The sequence below is a fragment of the bacterium genome, assembly GCA_016708025.1.
Lineage (GTDB): Bacteria > Zixibacteria > MSB-5A5 > GN15 > FEB-12 > FEB-12.
The window spans coordinates 156,910-178,264 of sequence record JADJGQ010000002.1; the positions used below are offsets into that span (position 1 = coordinate 156,910).

Below are 21,355 nucleotides of genomic sequence, written 5' to 3' on the forward strand. Positions count from 1 at the left end.
CGCGGTTTGCTTGCAAGTACCATCGAAGTAAGCGGTATGTACCTGGTCCTTATTGGACCTGCTTTGCGGCCCCGTTAGAATCTGGTTAATTCTCCCGGAGCATGACCGTTCGGCCACCGTGCCACCATGCTCCCTACGGGCAGGCCGGCAATGTAGGCCGCGGAGTAACCGTCAAATACGATATCATCAAACTCAGATCCGACAGGTCGATCGTCGCAATCGCGTTTACGTTCGCCTCCTTGTCGCACGGGAGAACCGGGCGCGGAGTGACTGTCAGATAAGAGATCAACAGCGAAAGATCGGAGAGATCAGGCGTTTCGGACACCGACTTATTGGTATTGCCGGTCGTACCGACACAGCAACCCGAAAGGATCGTCAGCGAACCGTCAAACGTGAACACCTTGGTGGTATCCAGGACAGGCATCGTGTCGGTCACCACCGTGATCCAGTCGCAAGGAGGGATCGAGACCTTGACTGAATCGAGACAGTTACCCATAAGCCAGTTATTGCAATGCCAGCAACTGGTATCCTGATACGGGACCCCGTAGATCCCGATCGCCGTCCCGGTGGGACGCGAGAAGATGAACTTGTCCAGGAAGTCGGTTTCGATGGAAATAACGGCAGTCCTGTCCGTCAGGGTGTCCGGCACGCAAAGAATGTCCGCGCTCAGACTGAACAACAATGCTTCCTGCTGACGCGGCGGGAAGGGCGGCGGGAGCACTGGAGGCGTAATATCAAAACTGGCCAATGCGGTCACCAGGATGTCTGTCCCCTGACCGGAGATCGAACGAGTCCGTACCAGATCCCAGTTCTGGATCAGCGAACCGGCAAGATCGATATTACCGACCGTCACCAAGGTATCCTTAATATGACGGAACGTATTCGGTTGACCATACTGATTGGCGGGGATTGACTGGGAATCGATACACAACTGGCCATTGTATTGCAGACACTTCCAGTATGTGGTGTCAGACACCATGGTGGTGTCGACCTGGAATTTCATGATGTCCGGACGATTCAACCGGAGCCAGAGCGAGAATCCGGCGATCGAATCCGTGATGTTGGTCACATAGACCGAGATCTTTGAGTTCTGCTGGCACGACGTCCCGGTCGTGTCACTGACTCTCAAGACTAATTCGGGAATTGCGGAAGCCGTCGTCGGCACCATCGAGAGTACGAGCAGAATAGCCACTACTGTTCCGAGCAGCGCAATAACGCGCCGCGGGGGAAAGCCGAACGGCATGAGTGCCTCCTTGATAGATGTACGAATACTCATTCCATAGCCTGCTTGTCACACACCGTAGACGACAAGTCCGGCTTCGGCCAGCGGCTCCTGATGTTTACAGACAAAACATCATCACCAACTGGACAGAGCTTTCTCTGCAGTCCGTAACGATAACGTGTGTTTCTTTAACAGTAGTGCGTTTGTAAGTAACCTGTTGTATCTCTCGGTTCGCCCCCACAGCAGGACCGAGGATGGAGTACTCACTCAGAACAATTCAGCGTCGGAAAGAGTTTGGCTTTTTGACTTTTGGTGTATGCCGTTCTGTGGAATCCTCACCTATCATCCAACGGAGAATATACAGACAGTGTCCGATTGTGTCAACACCTAAAAGCCAAAAAAGCCGGACTTTATGCCAAAATTCCGCCACCCCACGCCCGGCCGATCCGATCCCGTTCGCAATGTGCGAACAGAACTGTCGCCGCTAACCGTGGTTTCTCGTGAGCACGTTTGGTTCTTACCGCACCTCCTGTCACTCCATTCGGTCTTCGCGCATAAACTGCGAAGAATGTTCAACAAATCGATTCAGCTCTTTATCATTATAAGAGAATCGGAGAAAGCCCCCGCTCCAGCGGTTCCCTGCATCCCGGATCAATTACTGCGACACAACCCCTTCTCTCCTTCATCCTTTTTCGGTATTCCCTTGCGCTTCTTGACTATTCGGTGCCCGATCTACCCCGCCCGCCGACCCTCTCGCGCCTCGCCTCCCCCTCTTTGCTGTGCAGTTCTTGCACAGGCCATCAGTCGATCGAAGGATAGCAACGCCCTGTTATCCCCGCATCAGTCATCGGTTAGTTTATGCTTACTGAGCAAGCCGAGGTCGCTCTGGCACGCGCGCACTTCGGCGTGCTCCGCCGTGCTCCCACTTATTACGGGAGCATCACCCACGGAAGCGCTTCGCTCGTGCTCACCGTACACTAACACTATATCCGGTAAGGGCTATGGAAGTGTTGGCTCATCATGGGAGCATCTTCCTCTTGCATGCTCCGAATCGAGGCATCCGCCCGCCTCATGCACTCGCTTTCGCCCCTGGTTCGGCCAGACCCCGGCTCTCGCCTCACCCCACCCACCTGATTTGCTGTTGACTTAAGTCCTCAAAAGCCGGAAGATTCACTGCGACTAACCACCAACGGCAACGGAGCATTACGGCATGGCGCGAATTTCCCGGGCTACCCGAGAGACGATCAAGACGATCCTGGTCATTCTGGCAGTCCTGATCCTGGTCTTTATCTACCTCGTTTATCCGCTCAACCGGACCAACGCCTTTATGGGCCGCCCGGAGATCGCCGGTCAACCGGCCGACACCCTCCTGCCGAACGACCTGACCCCCTTTATCGAAGCGGGACTCTCCGTTGACAGTATCCGGATCGAAGCCGATGGCCTGACCAAGCTGGCCACCGCTTACATCAAAGCGAAAGACTCCGTCCCGAAAGGGCTCGCGATCCTCATCCCGTCCGAACAGCAGGACCGAAGCCAGATCATTAGTCTGGCCCGTGCTTTTCATGATTCAGGGCTGGCGGTAGTCGCTTATGATCAACGAGCCACCGGTGGCTCATCGGGACTCTACCATTCCGATGGTCAGCTTGAGACTGTCGATCTCGAGGCAGTGATCGCTCACTTGGAGATCCATGGCCAGATCGCCCACCCGCTCCTGGTTGTCGGATATAATGCCGGCGCCGATGCCGCGTTGCTCGCCTCAATCGACGAGAACCGGATCGATGCGATCGCGGCCATTGAACCGTACCTGACCACCGACCGGATGATCGATGCCATTCGTGAGAAGAAAAGCCTGGTCTGGTTCCCCTTCTATCGAACCATGTTCTGGTGGTGGTATAATATCCGAAGCAACAGTGCGGCGAGCTATCGCGAGATCGCCGACCTGCGAGCCCCCGCCGCGCCGACAATCCTGGTAGTGCGGCCCGAACAGCAGACTGACCCCGCCGTCCTGGCACTAACTACATCTGCCGGGGAACCGCTCGAACTCAAGTCGGTTCCAATAACCGATAGTGACCTGGTCGCCGGACTGCTGGCTCTAACCAGAAAATGACCTGAGAGATAATGCGCTTCTTTCTAAACAGACAGGCCGATCGCTCAATTCTCCATCCCGTGATGGCGCTCTGGCTGTTTCTCTTCCTGGGCTGGATCGTCCCGCACCACGCCTGCGATCACACGCCGAAAGAGCTGCATTCCGCATCCAAACTCGTTAATTCCACTGATAGTCATTCTCTACACAATCCCGATCTCTGTCAGTTGTGCAAAACGCATGGTCAGCTCGACCTGCTTGCGGATCTGCCGGATATCGCACGGATAGAATCGCCTCGCACCACCTGTACGGCAGAATCGCAATTCGTTCTCGAATCACAGCTTGGTGCTGCTCTCTCACCACGCGCTCCTCCGTCCATCGCCTGATCTCCCGGTAAGACAGACACTTTCCCTGTGCGGGCAGGCCATCGGCCGCCTGTGCGATGAACTATTTGGAGGATGTTATGAAAGTAGCAGTACTACTTCTGCTGTTTCTCTGTGTGACTGGTTCGGGCGCATTTGCCATGACCCAGCCGGATATATCGGCTATCGGAGACTTCCGCGCCTTTACTGGCAACTACAAAGATGCCCATGGCGACGAGACCCTGCGCAATGGCAATTTCAACATGCGCTTTAATGAACTGGAACTCGCCTTTAACGGCTACCTCAACCCGTATACCCGGGCTGACGTTTTTGTCGCCAATCATGGCGATGGTTTCGAGATCGAAGAAGCTTACGCCACGATCCTGCGCGGCTTACCCCTCAGCGCGCAGATCAAGGCTGGACGGTACCTGATTGATTTCGGGAAACTGAACAGCTACCACCCGCACGCATTTCCTTTCGTCGACCGTCCGATCGCCGCCCGCATGATGTTCGGATTCGAGGGATTCGCTGATGAAGGGGTGAATGTCAGTTTCCTGCTCCCGGTCGGATTCTACAGCAAACTCTCGCTCAACGTCCTGCGCGGTAGTTTTTTCGAACCGGATGCACACGCCCATGAGGAGGAAGAAGAGGAGGGAGAGCATATCGAAGGACGCAACACCGAGGACCCGATCTTCTCCGGCCGCCTCAGCGGATTCTTTCCTATTGGTCAAAACGGTAACCTTGAGATCGGCGGCTCTGGCCTATATGGTATGTACGCTGCCTCAGGCGCCGAAGGGACTGGCGACGATATCTCCGGTTACAAGGACCTCTGGGCAACCATGTTTGGCGTGGATATCAAGTACAAGCATCGCTGGTCAGACTACACATCGCTGGTTCTCCATGGCGAGCTGATCGGCAGCAAGAGAGATCAATTCCTACCCGGCGAACCGTTCGGATCTGTCTCAACTATCGGCGGATTCGCATTTGCGGATCTCCGCTTTCACAAGCGCTACAATGTCGGCGCGCTGATCGATTTCGCCCCGGGGATCTTCGATGGCGGCGAGCATGACTACAACCCCATCGAGGATCCGGACAACACCGAGGCTGGCATTTTCGATGACCTGAACCGCACAACATCGTTTACGCTTTTCACCGGGTTCTCGCTTATGGAAGAGACGACCGTCATCCGGTTGTTCGGGCGATTGACTTCGTTTGATGACAAACGCTCATCCCAACGAGTCAGTACCGAGTTTATCCCCGAGAAAGAAGATGAATACACAGTCGGCCTCCAGTTACTCTGGTCGCTCGGCCCACACAAACCGCATGAGTTCTAATCGAGAAAGAGAAATACCATGAAAAAATCATTGTTTATCATAGTGCTCATGCTGGCGGCGCTGACACAAGTCGCCTCCGCCTCAGTGAAACTGGTAGCTTCCTCCAGCGATCTCGCCTCCATCGCCAAAGAGATCGGCGGCGACAAGATCGAGATCTCCTCGATCGGCACAGGGAAAGCGAATCTGCATTTCGTGGAAATGCTTCCCAGCTATATGCTCAAGGTCTCCAAGGCAGACATCTACCTCAAGATCGGTCTGACCATGGACCAATGGGCCGATGGGATCATCGATGGCTCCCGCAATGGGAAGATAGTGATTGTCGATTGTTCGAAAGGGATCGATGTCCTGGAGAAGCCGACCGGCAAAGTGGATGCCTCTATGGGGGATGTACACCCGTCGGGTAATCCGCACTACTGGCTTGACCCGCGCAACGGCAAGACGATTGCGAAGAATATTCTCGATGGCCTGGTGAAAGCGGATCCGGCCAATGCCTCAGCCTATGAAGCCAACTTCGCATCATTCACTCAACGACTCGATTCTGCATGGCAGAACTGGTCGACGGAGGCAGCTTCATTTAGAGGACTCAAGTTGGTCAGTTACCACACTACCTACTCCTATTTCGCGAATGCGTTCGGTATCGAGATTGCCGGGCAGATCGAACCAAAACCGGGTATCGAGCCGACCGCCTCGCACACCTCCGAACTGATCAACCTGATGTCCGGACAGCACATCTCTGTGATCTTCCGTGAACCGTACTTTTCGGAGCGCGCCCCGAATTCGCTCGCCAAGGCCACCGGTGCGACTGTCTACACCGTGCCGTCATCGGTCGGCGGTGTCGCCGAAGCGACTGACTACTTCAGCCTCTTCGACACTTTGCTCGGCACGCTCAAGAAAGCGAACGGCCACTGATGTTCGAATTGCTTCAGCAGCCATTTGTACAAATCGGAATCCTGGTCAGCCTCGTGCTGGCCGGGATCCACGCATATCTCGGATTCCATGTTGTCAGTCGCGGAGTGATCTTTGTTGATCTTTCGCTGGCCCAAGCGGCGGCTTTCGGTTATGTCATCGCGATCTTCGCCGGCGTGGGGGATCACTCCATGCAATCCTATTTCATCTCGCTCGCCTTCACGATGGTCGCTGCGTTGCTGGTGGCAGTCAGTCGGACGAAAGATGACCGGATTCCGCAGGAAGCGTTTATCGGCATCATCTATGCCGGTTTTGCGGCACTCGCTGTGCTGGTCTTATCGCATCATGCCGAAGGGATGGAGACTATTCAGGAGATCTCGAATGGATCCATTCTCACCTGTACTATCCCAGAGCTGTTGACGATCGCAGGACTCTACTCTGGAGTTGGAATAGTGCACTATATCTTCCGCGATAAATTCTTCATGATCTCGGAGAACCGCAAACAGGCGGCCGCTTCGGGTATGAATGTTGTCCTCTGGGATTTTCTCTTCTACGCGACCTTTGGGCTGGTGGTGACATCATCAGTACACATCGCCGGAGTGCTGCTGGTTTTTTCTCTGCTCGTGATCCCGCCAGTGATCGCCCTGCTGATCACACCCTCGAAAGGGAAGAGACTGGCCATAGGCTGGACAGTCGCGGTGGTAGGGGCATTAGCGGGGATTCATTCATCGCTGGTCTTTGACCTCCCGACCGGCCCGGCGATCATGATTGCACTGATCATTCTGCTTTTGTTGACAGCGGGAGTACGGATGGTGACGCGGAAAACGTCGACTTCGTAGGTCAGGAACCTTGGTTCCTGACGGCGGGTTCGCGGACGGACCCGCCCTACAGTTCTAAATGCTTTCCTAAGCCTCGGTCTTTCCATATTTTCTCGATAGACTCGCCGGGAGATTTTCATGCATACTTTGCTCGTCTGTGATGATTGTTACCCTGCCGAAGCTGCCAGGCTCTGCGCAGAGTATCAGTGCGGGATTGAGATTCAGTCGTTTTACGATCCATCCCATATCGTCGAGAAACCGGAGACCATTGAAACTCATTTACCATTGGTTTCCGAAATAGCCCTACGCTCGTTCCACGGCCCATTTGGTGATCTCTGTCCCGGAAGTTTCGACGTCATGGTCCGTGACCTGGCCCGGTACCGCTTCGAACAAGCGGCTTCGGTGGCCGATCAGCTTGGGGCAAATCACATGGTGCTTCATCTGGGCTACCGTCCATTCACTGGTTCCAAAGCACATACGATCAAGAGGAGTATCGCGTTCTGGAAGCAGTTCCTCGAGACTCGCCCCGGCAGTTTTCATCTGCATCTGGAGAATGTACTGGAGCCGGAGCCGGAGATACTGGCGGAAGTCGTCGATGCAATTGGCGATCCGCGGCTCGATATCAATCTCGATATCGGGCATGTCTGCTGTTTTTCTCACGGCGACCCGGTTGCGTGGATCAGACTGCTCAGACATCGGATCGGCTATGTTCATTTGCACGACAATCACGGAACCGAGGACGAGCATCTCGGCCTGGGGAATGGAAATATTCCGATTGAGTCCGTTCTGGCGAATCTTCAGGAATATGCGCCGAAAGCGATCTGGGCGCTCGAATGCAAAATGGCGGATATGGCCGAGTCGCTGGACTGGATCGCAAGATATCGCTGAACCGGATATTTGTCCGAATTCGCTTCTTCCTTGTCGATTCCCAAATCGGCCGTTCGTTATTATCTTGGATAGTGTAAGTCAATAATCAACGCACCCCGCATGGAGGTTCTATGGCCGAGTATATGTTGTTGATCCGCAATGGCGAATGGGTCGAGCTCTCACCCGAAGAGATGCAGAAGTCGATGGAGAAATATATCGCCTTCACCAGGAAACTCCGCGACGAAGGACGCTTCAAAGGCGGCGATGAACTGCAATCCAATGGCCGCGTCCTCCGCAAACAGGGAAGTGCTATAGTCGATGGCCCCTTCACCGAAACTAAAGAGACGATCGGTGGTTATTATCTGATCGAGGCAGACAGCTACGAGCATGCCGTCGCGATCGCCAAAGAGTGTCCGACGTTTGATCATGGCGGCATGGTCGAGGTCCGCGCGATCTCGCTCTACCAGTGAGGCTCCGATCGAAAGAGACGAATCAAACAGATCAGATCGCTCTGCCGGTTTATTGGTGGAGCATCTGTTTCGAAACCAGTCGGCGCTCTTGACCGCCACGCTCACGGCCAGATTCGGCCTTGGGCGGATCGACCTGGTCGAAGACGTCGTGCAGGAGACCCTGCTCCGTGCGCTCAAAACCTGGCCGAATCATGGCATCCCGGAGAATCCGGCGGCGTGGCTTTATCGGGCTGCGCATAATCTGGCGATCGATCAGATCCGTCGCGAAACTGCCATGACCCGCAAGGAAGAAGAGATCGTCCGCTATCTCGAAAGCGACGGGCGTCACGAAGCAGTTGATCCGTCATTTGAGAGTGAGATCAGCGATGCGCAACTTCGGATGCTCTTCGCATGCTGTCATCCCTCGCTCGCTGCCGATACGCAGACGGCGATCGCGCTCAAAGAGCTGTGCGGTTTTTCGGTCAATGAGATCGCGCGCGCATTTCTGGTTGAGGACGCCACGATCGCCCAGCGAATTGTCCGGGGGAAAAGGCAGTTGCGCAGTGGTGTCATCCCGTTTGAGATTCCGGAACCATCGGAACTGGCCAAGCGCCGCGAGTCGATTCTCAGGATCATCTACCTGATCTTCAACGAAGGATATGCTCGCCATTCCGGCGAAGCGTTGCTGTCAGATGATATCGCCCGCGAAGCGATCCGCCTGGCTGAGCTGTTAGCGAATCACCGAACGACCAATCATCCCGATCTCCACGCGCTGCTTGCGCTTTTCTATTTTCAGATCTCTCGTTTTCCCTCGCGAATGTCGCCGGACGGTGAGCTCGTTTTGCTGGAGGATCAGGATCGCACAAAGTGGGATCACGAGGCGATAGCCCGAGGATTTCAGCATCTTGAGCTGGCAGCCAAAGCTAGCACGCTGAGCCGTTATCATCTCGAGGCCGGGATTGCATCGCTTCACGCCATAGCGCAGTCATTCGAGCAGACCGACTGGCGACAGATGATTGAATTATATGACCAGTTAGTAGAGATTGATAATTCGCCGGTTGTTCGGCTCAATCGGGCGGTCGCTCTGGGCTGCTGGAAGGGTCCGGAGGTTGGGATGGCGGCGCTCGACCAATCGACGGACAAGGAAGCGCTGCAAGGATATCACTATTATCACGCCGTCCGCGCCGAATTTCTGATCCAGCTTGGCCGAACGGCCGAAGCCGCCGCCTGTCTGAACTTGGCGATCTCGCTGGCCGGAAACGAAACCGAACGGCTATTCCTCTCCCGCAAACTAACCTCGCTGAACAAAGCGTAATTTCACCATTTTTCTGCAACCATTCGGGCACCCTTGCCGAATTTCCCCGGTTGAGTATATTCAACGAGCATTTCAACAGAGGATTCGAATGGATAGCCTACAATTAGCTGATAACGTCTGGTGGGTCGGGGTCAAGGACCCGGATCTCCGGATCTTTGATATCGTCATGGAGACCAAGCAGGGGACGACCTACAACGCCTATCTGGTCAAAGGGGAGAAGATCGCCCTCATCGACACCGTCAAAAAGCAGTTCTCCGATGAGTATTTTGACAAGGTGTCGAAACTGGTCCCGCTTGAATCGATCGATTACCTGATCGTCAACCATACCGAGCCTGACCATAGCGGCGCGATCGTCGAACTGATGCGTCGTTGCCCGAAACTTGAGATCTACTGCTCTGCCTCGGCGGTTCCGTTCGTGAAAAGCACTATCAACCAGGAAGCCAAAATTGTCGGCGTGAAAGATGAGCATGTCCTGGATCTTGGCGGCAAGAAGTTGATCTTCAAAGTCCTTCCCTACATGCACTGGCCCGACACCATGATGGAATATCTGCCGGAAGCAAAGATCCTTTTCTCTTGCGATGGATTCGCCGCGCATATCGCCGGTGATTCGCTCTGGGATGACCAGCAGATCGGCGATCTCGATTGGGAAGTGAAATACTATTTCGACTGCATCATGCGCCCATTCACCGGCTACATGCGGAAATCATTGCCGAAACTCGATGCGCTGGATATTGCAATGATCGGAACCTCGCACGGCCCGATTCTGCGAACCAATGTCCGCAGCTATATCGAGCGGTACAAAGAATGGTCGATCGACAAGACCGCCGGTGCCGAGCGAGTGGCTGTCTTTTATGCCACCAACTACGGCAACACCGGCCTGATGGCCGAAGCAGTCACCAAACATCTGAACGCACTCGGCTTCACCGCCAAGCTGATCGATATCACCCAGACCAGCGCCGATGATATTCGGGAAGAGATTGAGCGGTCGATTGCCGTGGTGGTTGGGACGCCGACGTTTAACGGCGATGCTCCCAAGCCTATCTGGGATTTCCTCAGCCTGTTCTCCACCGTCTATTCACTCGGCAAAAGGGCTGCCTCATTTGGCTCATACGGCTGGGGAGGCGAGGCACCCAAACTGGTGCTGGACCGTCTGGCAGGGCTCAAACTGAAAGTCTACCCCGACCCGCTCCGGGCGCGTCTGATACCATCCGATACAGAGATGGCCGAAGTCAAAACGTTTGCCGAGAACATAGGCGTCTTTTTCCGCGGAGCCGAGGTTGCCGACAAATCGGCGGCCAAAGTCCTGTAATCAAAATCCTCATGACTCTGTAAGGCAGGAGCACTCCTCCTGCCTTTTTTGTTGGCCCAAACCCCTCCACAAACCGCCGACCAGATTGCAACATCCTGCGTATAACTGACATGGTTCACTATCGGAGCAGGCTTGCGTTGGCGTTTCTCTTCGCCGTCGCCATGGCCGCTGTTGAAGCGGCGGTTGTGGTCTATCTGCGCGCCCTCTATTATCCCGAAGGATTTGACGTCATCCTCAAAGCGTTCACCAATCAGCATATCGCGGTTGAGATCGGCCGGGAGCTGGCCACGCTGGTGATGTTACTGACTGTCGCCGGGATCCTCGGGCGCGAACGATGGGAACGGTTCGGCTGGTTTGTTTTCCTCTTCGGGATCTGGGATATCTTCTACTACGTCTGGCTGAAAGTAATGATCGACTGGCCACTCACCTTCACCGACTGGGATATTCTCTTTCTTATCCCCGCTCCCTGGGTTGGGCCGGTCGTTGCCCCGATCCTTGTCTCCTGCCTGATGATCTATGTCGGGATTGCACTGACCAGGATCTACAAGCGCAATCGACGCTTCCGCGCTCTCCCGACTACCTGGGGGCTGGCCCTCGCCGCAACAGCCGTCATCCTCTACACTTTCCTTCGCGATTCCGAATATGTCGCGGCTGGTGTCTCGCCCGAGGCATACCTCTATCCCCTCCTGGCGGTCGGACTTCTGCTCTATTCCATAGCCTTCTGGTGGTCCTATCGCCGGACCTTCGACTGACATTCATTCTTGCAGAAAACAGAAAAGGGCCAGGAGCATAAGCTCCGGGCCCTCTGATTTTGCTCACGCCAACTGATCAGGCGCCGTATTTCTTCATCATCTCCTGGATCAACCGCATATGTCCTTCCTCAAACTTCGCCAAATCGGAGAAGATCTTTTTTCCTTCGGGCGAGGTTGTCAGGTTGGATTGGCGATCGAACAGCTCGAATGCTTCCTCTTCCAGCCGGAACGCGATCTCGAGAATCGTTTTGATCGAGTCAGCCGACTGTACTTCATTGATCAAAGCGCGATGCGTTTCATTCATCTCTTCGCCGATCTCCGGAAGTCCTTCGGTCTTCATGGCATCAGCGGTGCTGATCCACTTCTCGGAACGAATCAGGGAGTGGTGCTGTCCTTCCAGTATCTGGAAGTGCATCTTCTCTTCCATCGCCAGTCTTTCCAGTACATCCTTGAACTGCTTGGCTTGCGACTTTTTGGATGCCTCAATATAAAAGACATACGCCGCTGTTTCGGACTGGATCCCAGCGTTCAAAGCTATCAGGACATCGGGATTTACAGGTGTCATGGTCAGTTACCTCTATTCAGCAGAACCATATTTTTCATCATCGACATATCCCACCAAATTAGTCATTTACCGTCCGATGTCAAGCCCCGGTCTTTGCCTGTCGGTCAAAAGAATACCCCGAAGTAGTCATTCTGCTTCGGGGCATCGAAAGAGAAAACTTGATCACTTCACTTGAGCAACAGCATTTTCCCAACCGCCTGGAAATTAGCCGCCGTCAGTCGGTAGAGATAAACACCGGTAGTGACCGGGTTGTTCTGTGCATCTCTGCCGTTCCAGACGATCTGCTTGCTGCCGGCTGACTGCACCGCATCAACCAATGTGACTATCTCCTGACCGAGAATGTTATACACTTCCAGCTTTACATGACCGGCTCTTGGAAGGTCATACATGATGGTTGTGCTGGGATTGAACGGATTCGGATAGTTGGGATACAACACGTACTCGGTCGGCAGGCCAGAATTCCCCTCATCATCAGCACCCGTCGGGACAGGAACGATAGTGAAGCTGTTGAATCCGGACATTGCTTCCGCACCCTGCCCCTCAACCACACGCCAATAGTAGCAGGTGGAGTCATCGGCAAGCGAGAGGTCGGTGGTGTAGCTTCCGCCGGTCACTGTCGCGCTGTCGATGATCGTCGCAAAAGTCGGATCAATTGCCAACTGGAAAAGGACCGTGCCGCTGTTCGGCCAACTGAAGTGCGGCGATGGTGACGCAACATAGGCGCCAAGCGCCGGTTGGATCGGCGATGCACCATCAGGATAGACCATGAAGCGGTATCCGTCGACCGGAAGCGGTATCTCTCTGGCAATAGAATACTGATCGCTGTTGACCTGATAGCTTAGCGAAAAGTTGTCGCTCTCCAGATCATTTGCTCTCGGCTCCACTGTCAGCAGATAGCCGCCAGGTTCTATGACACTGATGCTGGTCATAATATCCAGCGCGCTGTTACCATTCAACGACCGTTCGTAGTACGCAGAGGCTGGTATCACCTGCTTCAGTTCGTCCAGTCGTGCTCCGTCCGGCGCCGTGATCTCAAGCCTCGCTTTGTCGGTAGCCCGAACTTCAAACCGCTTTGCCAGCATCCCCGGGTCCGTCTGATTCAGATAGCAATACATGACCGCGGTATCGTAGATCTGATACGAGCTGACCACGACATCTATATCGCCATCCGTATCAATGTCCATGGCATCAAGCATGAAGGGAGTGAATGACGGGACCGGATACCGCAACTCGTTTGCGAATGCTCCCGTACCATCGCCAAACAGGATGCCAACGTACTTCTTCGTGCCGTTGACGTACGCGATATCGAGATCCGTGTCGTTGTTGAAATCTCCGAGACAGTTGGCGAAGATCTGACCGTTCACCGTGCGAACGAGATGCTGGCCGAACGAACCATCCGCATTCCCCAAATAGAGCATCAGGTCGCTGTTCGCACCGCCGATCGAAGGTGTCGAAAGGCAAAGATCAAATCGGCCATCGTTGTTAACGTCAGAGCCTTGATTGGTTACCTGAATGTCTCGTGCACCAAATGTCTGCGTATAAACGAATGTACTGATAAGGCTGTCTTGGCCATCGTGCAGGAATATCTCCAGGCCACTTACTGTGCCGACAGCAACATCATCCCATCCATCTCCATTAAAATCGGCGGAGGTAACTGAGAGTGCACTGTCCTCGGTCAAGTATTGGATCTCCTGAAGAAATGTCCCACCAGCAGCGCCTGGATAGATAACAAAGCCGTCCTCGTCTGATGCAACCAGATCAAGATGGCCGTTTCCGTCAAAGTCGAAAAAGTCAGTTGAGTATCCCGAGGCTGTCGGATCGTCATAAGTCTGAACTTTGGTAAACGTGTTGTCACCATTGCCATAGTAAGTCAACAGGCCAAAAGTGCTGTACATAACGAGGTCGAGAGTGTCGTCATCGTTGAAGTAGCCTAACTGCGGCCCGCGCTTGTGGTAACCATCGTAGACAGACGAGACCTCCTCCAGGTCATTCTGAAATTCGTAGACTGCATACGAGTTTGGCCATCCTGAACCTGCGACAACCACCTCTGGCCTGCCGTCGCCGTCACAATCCCCGTGCGTCATGCCGAGAGCTTGCTCAGTGTTGTCCAGGGCGTTGCTTGTGAACTGGACCAGATAGTCCTCCGATGCAACCACCTGTATCTGTACCTGACCCGATGTCGTGCGATTCTGACTGCCCGATACCTCAAACGATGCTTTCCAGATCCCAATATCTTGTGCGCCCGGTGTCCAATCGAATTCAAGTGGGTTAGTACCGCTGACAATCGGGCTCGTTTGGGCGAAATGTGAGTCATCATCGACCAATGTCAGAGAAGTCAGCGTGACGATAGCACTATCTGACGGTGCTGATGGGCCAGCAACGGAGAACCCAACCATATCGCCGATCGTCACCGGTTCCTGCTGAGACGGGAGTGAAAGAACGAGCGGAGCGGTTTCTTCCACTACCTGCAATGTTGCGGGTCTGAAATAGGGATGAAAGAGGGTGAATTGACCGTCGCCAACAACAAAGTCGAGGTTTATCGACTCTATCCAGTGAAGGCTGTCGAGTATGATCTCGCCTGGCACAAGTCCTGTCATGTATAACTGATAAAGGACTCCCTCACCGGCAACCAAATTGTTCCCGCGGGCTGATTTTAACGCTAGGACGATAATGGTATCCGTTGACACTCCATCCACCACATCTAAGTTGACAGTGCGATCATTCAACATAGAAGGATCACCCAATCTGCCGGCAAAGACCAGTGAATCAACTCTCGCAAAACCGCCGTCGCCGGAAGCAACCGTAAATACGTTCTGGAATGCCGTTATCGTTTCATCATTCCAAAACCAGATGTCGACCGGCCGTGATTCGCCTACAACCAGAGTCGTAGGCATGAACCGAAACGTGTCCACCACTCCTGGATCAAGCGGATCCTGTGCAAATCCAGCAAACGGTGCCAACACTACAACGCAGAGAATAGTGAATAACTTTGAACGCATAGACCCTCCCATGGGTTGTTTGTTGCCAAACAGACGTCGGCGCAGAGAAATATGTCAAATGCAAATGTGTCAAATGTACCCCCACTATAGCCACCAACCATATTTTTGTCAAACTATCTGTCTATAACCGAAAGGCCGCCAAGCGGCGGCCCTTTTTCACACACAAATTTTGTCCTGAATGCGACTATTGTTTCAGCGTCACGGGCAGGCCGGAAGTTCCGGCACCGGTGTCGTCACCAGATAACTGATCAACACTGACAAATCTGAAAGATCTATACCGGCCGTTGCATTCACATTGGCTTCGTTGTCGCACCCGATTGCAGGGCGCGGCGTCGCGGTCAGATAGGAGATGAGGATCGAAAGGTCCGACAAGTCAACTCCACCACTTTGATTGATATTCCCCGTTGTCCCCTCACAGCAGATCAATTGGTCGCATTCGTCCGGAATGTTATTGTGATTGAGATCGTCCGAAGTATGCGTGCTGATATCGGTCGCATCCGCGATCCCGTTGCCGTTGCAGTCGGGGCGAAGCACCCAACTGAACTGCTCCGACTCCAGGCTCAATCGCATCAGGCTAGTAGGATAGCTGATCGTCAGAATGAGATTGTTGCCGGCTTGTCCTCCGATTTGATGAAACTCTTCCCACGTCAGGTTGAGTGTTGCACCAGTTTCCGGCAGAATCGTGCTGTTGATCTTCCACTGATAACTCAATCCGGGAAATGGTATGGCATTGACCGAGAAATCAACACCGCCGTATGTCACCAGACTAGTGGAACCAGTCGAGGGAGTAGCGTTGTCTATCAAACTCGTTCGATTGAAATAACTGCGCAAGTGTGCTTCTTTGCAGACCGGATCAAGCGGCACTCCCAGCGCACGCATCAGACAGTTGTGCGATGGGCGGTAGATTCCGCTGGTCAAATAGCGCGCCCCTTCAAATGTCCCGACTGAATTGTACCAGGTCGGTATATCCGGCGTGGGGAGAGGCGTTCCCGGCTCTACCCAGACCAGCCATTTCAGGGCCGCACCCGAGGCATCGTAATCGACATTCGCTTCATGATCCCCCGGTGGAAACCCGGGATAGGCATCCGTATACTCATCGGCCAGATCGGCGAACGTATGTCCGAGTTCATGTAAAATCACCTGCGGCCCTGCGCTGTGTGCGGAGATGACAGAGATCGATCCGCCTGTTCCGCCATACTTCGTGGAGTTAACCAGCACAACCAGTTCATCCCATAGCCCCGGTCCAACCAAATTGTCTGCGGCAGAAATCGCCCGGTTGTAACCAACCTGATCGATCACCAGCGCTCGCTCGATCCCGCCTCCCCAGAAGGTAGAATTGAAATAGGTATCCTTGAATGTCCCCACCGGATCCTGATCGGCGCCATCCTGATTGCTCTCGACATCGATTCGGTAAACGTTGGTCCCCAAAAACATCACATTCCACGGTATCGTGGAATTAAACGCTGATAAAACATTGTTGGTATGCGTAACGAAGGCGCCGGAACTCAGCGAGGTCGGCGTGTATCCTTCGCTCAAAATGACGATCACCAGCCGGTTATTGTCGGGGCCAGTGTCTTTCAACTTGGTCACGCCGATCGGCCCTTGCATCGGGCGAGCCTGACTCAGTTCCACCGACACTGTCTTCTCCTGAAAGGAAAATGCGCCGGGGAGAGTCAGATCGGACTGCCGAATCTTCGGCGCTGCTGACGAGGTCAACCTAAGCGATGCCGGCACCTGATCAGGGGATGGTCCCGTTGTTCGCACAACAATCAGACCGCTCTGTGGGATCACCATCGTGCAAGGCCCATCCTCGGCTGGTGCAGAGCGCATCCCGAGCGGCATCACCATCGAGCTCCGCGCGATCACCGCACCGGACTGATCCTGCCATTCAGCATCATAGGTCAGCGTCACTGGCGCCCCCCCAAGGCCGGGTGTGGTGATTGCTTTGCCGGTCGGAGCGATCGGCGTGGCCTGCTGTAAGACCAGGCTATTGTCCGAATATGCAAAAACCAACTGCCACCAATTGGCGGAATCGGCGGCATAGATCATTGAGGTTGAGGAAAGAACCAGGCAGACACAGATCAATAGACTCGCGACAAAACGATACATGGATGGCTCCAGATCACGGTTGGTACAGTTCTTCCAAATATAGCACGAAATCCAGCTTTTGCAGTAGAAAATCGAGTCGCTATTCCTGATTTCAGCACAACGGCCGCCCAGTCTGGACAGCCGTCGTAATTCCCTTGAAAGAGCTATCTTATCCGCTTATGGGCAGTTCGGCAATGTCGGCTTCGGCGTCACCGTGAGATATGAGATCAACAGTGACAGGTCCGAAAGGTCCGGATTCTGCGCCACCGACCCGTTGACGTTTGCCTCATCTATACATGGCAGTGACGGCTTGGGAGTCACGGTCAAATATGAGATAAGCAACGACAGATCGGAGAGGTCAGGGTTTTCTGAAACGCTCTTGTTCACGTTCCCTCGCGTTCCAATACAACAGTTCCCTGCACAGGATGGTCTGACATGATCCTGCAACCAGACATGCGCTTTCGCCACCTCGGTCTGCATCGCGATCGCTGACCCTTGCCGCAGTGAGATCAGCGCCGTGTAATAGACGATCGTGTCACCCGCCCCGACTGTCCGATTATTGTGGAAAGTCAGCGCCGAATGCAGATCGGTCGAGGCTCCGCCCCAGGCGGTGAATCCGCTCGTCTGCATTTTTGTGTACAGCTGCTCCGGCACAAATCCGTTGTTTGGATAGACCCAGGTAGAATTATCCAGCGCATACCCATTACGGGCCGTCTCACTCGTCACCAGCGCGCAGGTGTCGTTACTGTAATATCCAAGCCAAGCCATGCCTGCATAGCGAAGATCATTATTCTGGCATTCGCCCGGTTCATTGGTTGATTCCACGCCGATCTGGTAGACCAGATTCAGCGCTCCATTCACTCCGGAGCCATTGCCACTGATATCCGAGGGTATATCCCAGTCGATCACTTCGCCGATCGTCAGCCCGCTGTGCGTCCCTCCGTCAAACGAATAGATCTTGATCGCCTGTATGATAAACTGGCTCGAATCCGCCGCCTTCGGCGCCCAATAGTACTTCTCGATCCCGATCGATGAATCCTGCGTCACAAAAGTCCCCGACCCGAATTTATCATAATCGGCAGTGGTCGTCGTCGAAAGCATCGGATTGCCGGTCGAGACATTGATGACCGATGCATTATTGAACATCATCATTGCGACGATCGTATCCGCTCCTGACACAAATCCCACCACCGATGACCCCTCGTAGAGATAGGTTGTCGCGGATGGATTGCAGTCGGTCGACTGCGAGTAATCCATGTTGGCACCGCCAAGTCCCTGTGAGCCGCTGTTGCCGAAATTGCCGTTGTTTTTCACTGCCAGTTTGGTCAGCGAGGTTGCGACCGTGTCGACAAACGCATCTTCGAAATCACACGGATCTCCTTTACCGTCGAGATCGCTATCCTCCTGCAACGGATTGAATACATTTGGGCAATTGTCGACATTCGCACAGATCCCGTCGCCGTCGATATCATTGTAATAATCGAGCGGGCAAGGGTCGCAGGCATCGCCGATCAAGTCGGCATCGGTGTCCGCTTGCGAAACATTGGCCATGCTCGGGCAATTATCGCACGCATCCTGTCGGCCGTCCGCGTCACTATCTGCTTGTGTCGGATTTGCATTCGCCGGACATCCATCGCATTCATCGCCAAGTCCATCGCTGTCAACATCCCGCTGATCCGGATTTGCCACAAATTGGCAGTTGTCGCACGCATCACCGTCACCATCGCCATCACTGTCGGTCTGCGATGGGTTGGCGATCGCCGGACAGTTATCCGCATAATCCGCCACCCCGTCCCCATCCATATCCCCACCCTCACAGACATCGGGAATCAGATTCTGATTGAGATCCAATGCGGATGCCGGCATGAAATCGATGCCAGTCGGATCCTGCATATTGGCCGAGCCGCGCACGAACGCCCGGTAATACTTGCCGGACAACGGCTGATATTCATAGATCCGCTTGGTTGCCCCACCCGCCGCCACAAACAGATTCCCGTTCGGCCCGACTGTGATCCCCCACGGAGCATCCGGTACCGGCGTAGGTTCATTGAAGGTTCGGATGAATGCGCCGGTGGTTCCGTCATACTCCAGTATCTTGTCATTTCCGTAACTGGTCACCAGCAAATGCCCATTGGCCGGATTAAAGACCAGCCCATGTGGCGCACTGAGCGTCCCCGAACTTGCCGTGACAAATGTCCCCATCGATGCACCAGTCGTTCCATTGAAGCGGTGGACCGTGTTGCTGCCGGAGTTTGCCACATACAGATTTCCGTCCGGCCCGTACGTCATCGCGATCGGCAGATTTAGTGAACTGCCGCCTGGCGGTATGAAAACATTGACAAATGACCCGGTGGTCGCATCAAACCGCACGATCCGATTGCTCAGCATATCGCAAACCAGCAGATACAATGTCCCGCTGATCTCCCGGAACACTATTCCGGCGGGTGAATTGAGTGTCCCTTGAGCCACCAATACCGCACTGTTGCCGGTCATCGGATCGAATGTCCAGACCTCTCCTGAATTCAACGGCGTGTAAGTTACCAAACGGCTCTGCGGATTGATCTTTACATCGAAAACACTCCCCATGCTTGTCCCGGAAGTCCGGTTCACTACTCCGCTGACACTATGGAACTCCCCGACATCCGTATTCAGCGGAAGATTCAAATCTCCCGCGTACAAAAAGCCCTGGTACTGCAAATCCTCCCAATCGACCACCGCATTATTGTCGCAGTCTTCGCAACCATCCAATATCCGGTTCCGATTGATATCCAGCGTCAGGTTGGCATTGATCTCATTGAAGTCCATCACGGCGTTGTTGTTGCAGTCCGCATTGCAGACATCCGGCTGGAAATCCCCGTCGGCATCGACCGAGACCCCATTCACCGTCTCGGCGCGATCGGGATAACTGTTCCCGTTGCAATCCGGCTCGCACATATCCGGCACGCCATTCAGATCGATATCCGCTGCCCCCAGAACGATATCCTGTGGGTCGAGTACCAGGTTGGCGTTGCAGTCCTGACATTCATCCGGGATACCGTCGCTATTGCTGTCGATACTCGATCCCAGCGCGATATCGACGGAGTCATCGACATTGTTGCCGTTACAGTCGAAGGGATGGCAGTCGGCCCCATCGATGATGCTCCGCACCAACATGTAGACCCGACGGTGCATCCGCAGGTCGATATTCAACTGGTACCCGGGATGCGTATGACAATAACTCATGATCGTCCCGATCGACGGCGTCCCATTGCCGCAGTTGTCGATCACCGGTGAATACTGACTGATATCATGCGTATGGTACGTCCCGAGATTGTGCCCCATTTCATGCGCCACTACATTGATATCCCAATTCCCGTTATCCGGATAGCGGAGCGGGTGCACAAAACTCCCGTTCATAAACGCGTCGATCCCGTACGCTTCGTGCGTGCATGTATTGGAGATAAAGGCTATTCCAGCATAACTGGTCGTCCGCTCACCGGACAGCATATGCACCAGGTCAAAGTGCGAATCATCCTGGTTCAATTTCCACCAGTCGCGGAATCCCCCCAGATCGTACGCATTAAATGGCGCGGGCGTCGTCCAGAAACGGGCATACCGCAACGCCAGCCTGATCTGCAGCTCATCGATATAGATCGAACTCACCGCCCCGAGCAACTGCACCACATAGTCGCGGCAATCATTCACCGTGGGGAAGATGTTGACCATCGCCTGATCCATCTCCAGCGCGACATTAAACAGGAGCGGACCTTTGTTATCACTGGGAGTCAAAACCATCTGCTCGAGATCGAGCACTTCATGCGGATCATACTCTACACCGCAAAATACCTCCGGCTCCATACTGCCGCTCCCGCTGATCGCCCGGATCAAAACACGCGACCGATCGATCACCCTCTCTTCCAGCGGTGTCGCCATCGCATATCGACCTTTCGTCGATTGCACGAACCCGTTGATCATCCCCGATGGTGACACGCTGACATAACAATGCGAACCGGGATCTCCCGCCACTTTCCCGCGGAACAGCACCACCTCCGGATTAGCCAACGGTTCGTCGCTCCCGCCGATCACAAACTTGACATCCGGCGCCAGGACAGAAAACCGCGTCAACTCCAGCTCGATCGACTCGGTCGATGAAACCGGTAAGCTCATCGTCCGTTCATATGAACCATCGCGAAGCTCTTGATACAGATTGCTGGTGACCGAAGCTTCTAATCCGGCCGTCTGCTGACTGTCTATTGCTGGAGCGAACGGCTCGATCCGAACCGATGCAGCGGCACTTTGCTCTGCAG

At 54.3% G+C, this 21,355-nt stretch carries 15 protein-coding genes; 10 read left to right on the forward strand and 5 right to left on the reverse strand.

The features are described 5' to 3' along the window. Positions 1 to 133 precede the first annotated feature (133 nt). Positions 134 to 1,243, reverse strand: coding sequence for a hypothetical protein (locus IPH75_06950; GenBank protein ID MBK7141799.1), 1,110 nt, complete (start codon positions 1,241 to 1,243; stop codon positions 134 to 136). Between the two features lie 1,189 nt (positions 1,244 to 2,432). On the opposite strand from IPH75_06950, the gene IPH75_06955 reads away from it, so the two are divergent. The 10 genes from IPH75_06955 to IPH75_07000 all read left to right on the forward strand — a co-directional run bounded on the left by IPH75_06955 (position 2,433) and on the right by IPH75_07000 (position 11,417). Beyond that, a complete protein-coding gene (locus IPH75_06955) occupies positions 2,433 to 3,329 on the forward strand; it encodes a hypothetical protein (GenBank protein MBK7141800.1) in 897 nt (298 codons plus the stop codon). Between the two features lie 11 nt (positions 3,330 to 3,340). Further along, complete coding sequence (locus tag IPH75_06960) at positions 3,341 to 3,691, forward strand: hypothetical protein (GenBank protein MBK7141801.1); 351 nt, start codon at positions 3,341 to 3,343, stop codon at positions 3,689 to 3,691. A 77-nt stretch (positions 3,692 to 3,768) separates the two neighbouring features. Continuing rightward, entirely contained in the window at positions 3,769 to 5,001 is a 1,233-nt protein-coding gene (locus IPH75_06965; protein MBK7141802.1) for a hypothetical protein, read from the forward strand. Between the two features lie 18 nt (positions 5,002 to 5,019). Next, positions 5,020 to 5,910 (forward strand): zinc ABC transporter substrate-binding protein, encoded by an 891-nt coding sequence (locus IPH75_06970; GenBank protein ID MBK7141803.1) that lies wholly within the window; start codon positions 5,020 to 5,022, stop codon positions 5,908 to 5,910. Next, a complete protein-coding gene (locus IPH75_06975; protein ID MBK7141804.1) occupies positions 5,910 to 6,746 on the forward strand; it encodes a metal ABC transporter permease in 837 nt (278 codons plus the stop codon). The genes IPH75_06970 and IPH75_06975 overlap by 1 nt, the downstream gene beginning before the upstream one ends. 117 nt (positions 6,747 to 6,863) lie before the next feature. Continuing rightward, positions 6,864 to 7,613 (forward strand): sugar phosphate isomerase/epimerase, encoded by a 750-nt coding sequence (locus IPH75_06980; GenBank protein MBK7141805.1) that lies wholly within the window; start codon positions 6,864 to 6,866, stop codon positions 7,611 to 7,613. Positions 7,614 to 7,723: 110 nt separating this feature from the next. Further along, the gene (locus IPH75_06985) at positions 7,724 to 8,062 is read left to right on the forward strand and encodes a hypothetical protein (protein ID MBK7141806.1); all 339 of its coding nucleotides are present in this window, start codon (positions 7,724 to 7,726) and stop codon (positions 8,060 to 8,062) included. Between the two features lie 55 nt (positions 8,063 to 8,117). Next, positions 8,118 to 9,356, forward strand: coding sequence for a sigma-70 family RNA polymerase sigma factor (locus tag IPH75_06990; GenBank protein ID MBK7141807.1), 1,239 nt, complete (start codon positions 8,118 to 8,120; stop codon positions 9,354 to 9,356). Positions 9,357 to 9,444: 88 nt separating this feature from the next. Then, entirely contained in the window at positions 9,445 to 10,665 is a 1,221-nt protein-coding gene (locus IPH75_06995; protein ID MBK7141808.1) for an FprA family A-type flavoprotein, read from the forward strand. Positions 10,666 to 10,775: 110 nt separating this feature from the next. After that, positions 10,776 to 11,417: a hypothetical protein gene (locus IPH75_07000; GenBank protein MBK7141809.1), complete on the forward strand. Its 642-nt coding sequence runs from the start codon at positions 10,776 to 10,778 to the stop codon at positions 11,415 to 11,417. Between the two features lie 76 nt (positions 11,418 to 11,493). Here IPH75_07000 and IPH75_07005 read toward each other — a convergent pair whose 3' ends face one another. The 4 genes from IPH75_07005 to IPH75_07020 all read right to left on the reverse strand — a co-directional run bounded on the left by IPH75_07005 (position 11,494) and on the right by IPH75_07020 (position 20,390). Further along, entirely contained in the window at positions 11,494 to 11,982 is a 489-nt protein-coding gene (locus IPH75_07005) for a ferritin family protein (protein ID MBK7141810.1), read from the reverse strand. Positions 11,983 to 12,149: 167 nt separating this feature from the next. Beyond that, positions 12,150 to 14,981, reverse strand: a complete 2,832-nt coding sequence (locus IPH75_07010) for a VCBS repeat-containing protein (GenBank protein ID MBK7141811.1) — start codon at positions 14,979 to 14,981, stop codon at positions 12,150 to 12,152. Between the two features lie 198 nt (positions 14,982 to 15,179). Beyond that, on the reverse strand, positions 15,180 to 17,090 hold the full coding sequence (locus IPH75_07015; GenBank protein MBK7141812.1) for a hypothetical protein: 1,911 nt from the start codon (positions 17,088 to 17,090) through the stop codon (positions 15,180 to 15,182). A 156-nt stretch (positions 17,091 to 17,246) separates the two neighbouring features. Continuing rightward, positions 17,247 to 20,390 (reverse strand): thrombospondin type 3 repeat-containing protein, encoded by a 3,144-nt coding sequence (locus IPH75_07020; GenBank protein MBK7141813.1) that lies wholly within the window; start codon positions 20,388 to 20,390, stop codon positions 17,247 to 17,249. Between the last annotated feature and the right edge of the window lie 965 nt (positions 20,391 to 21,355).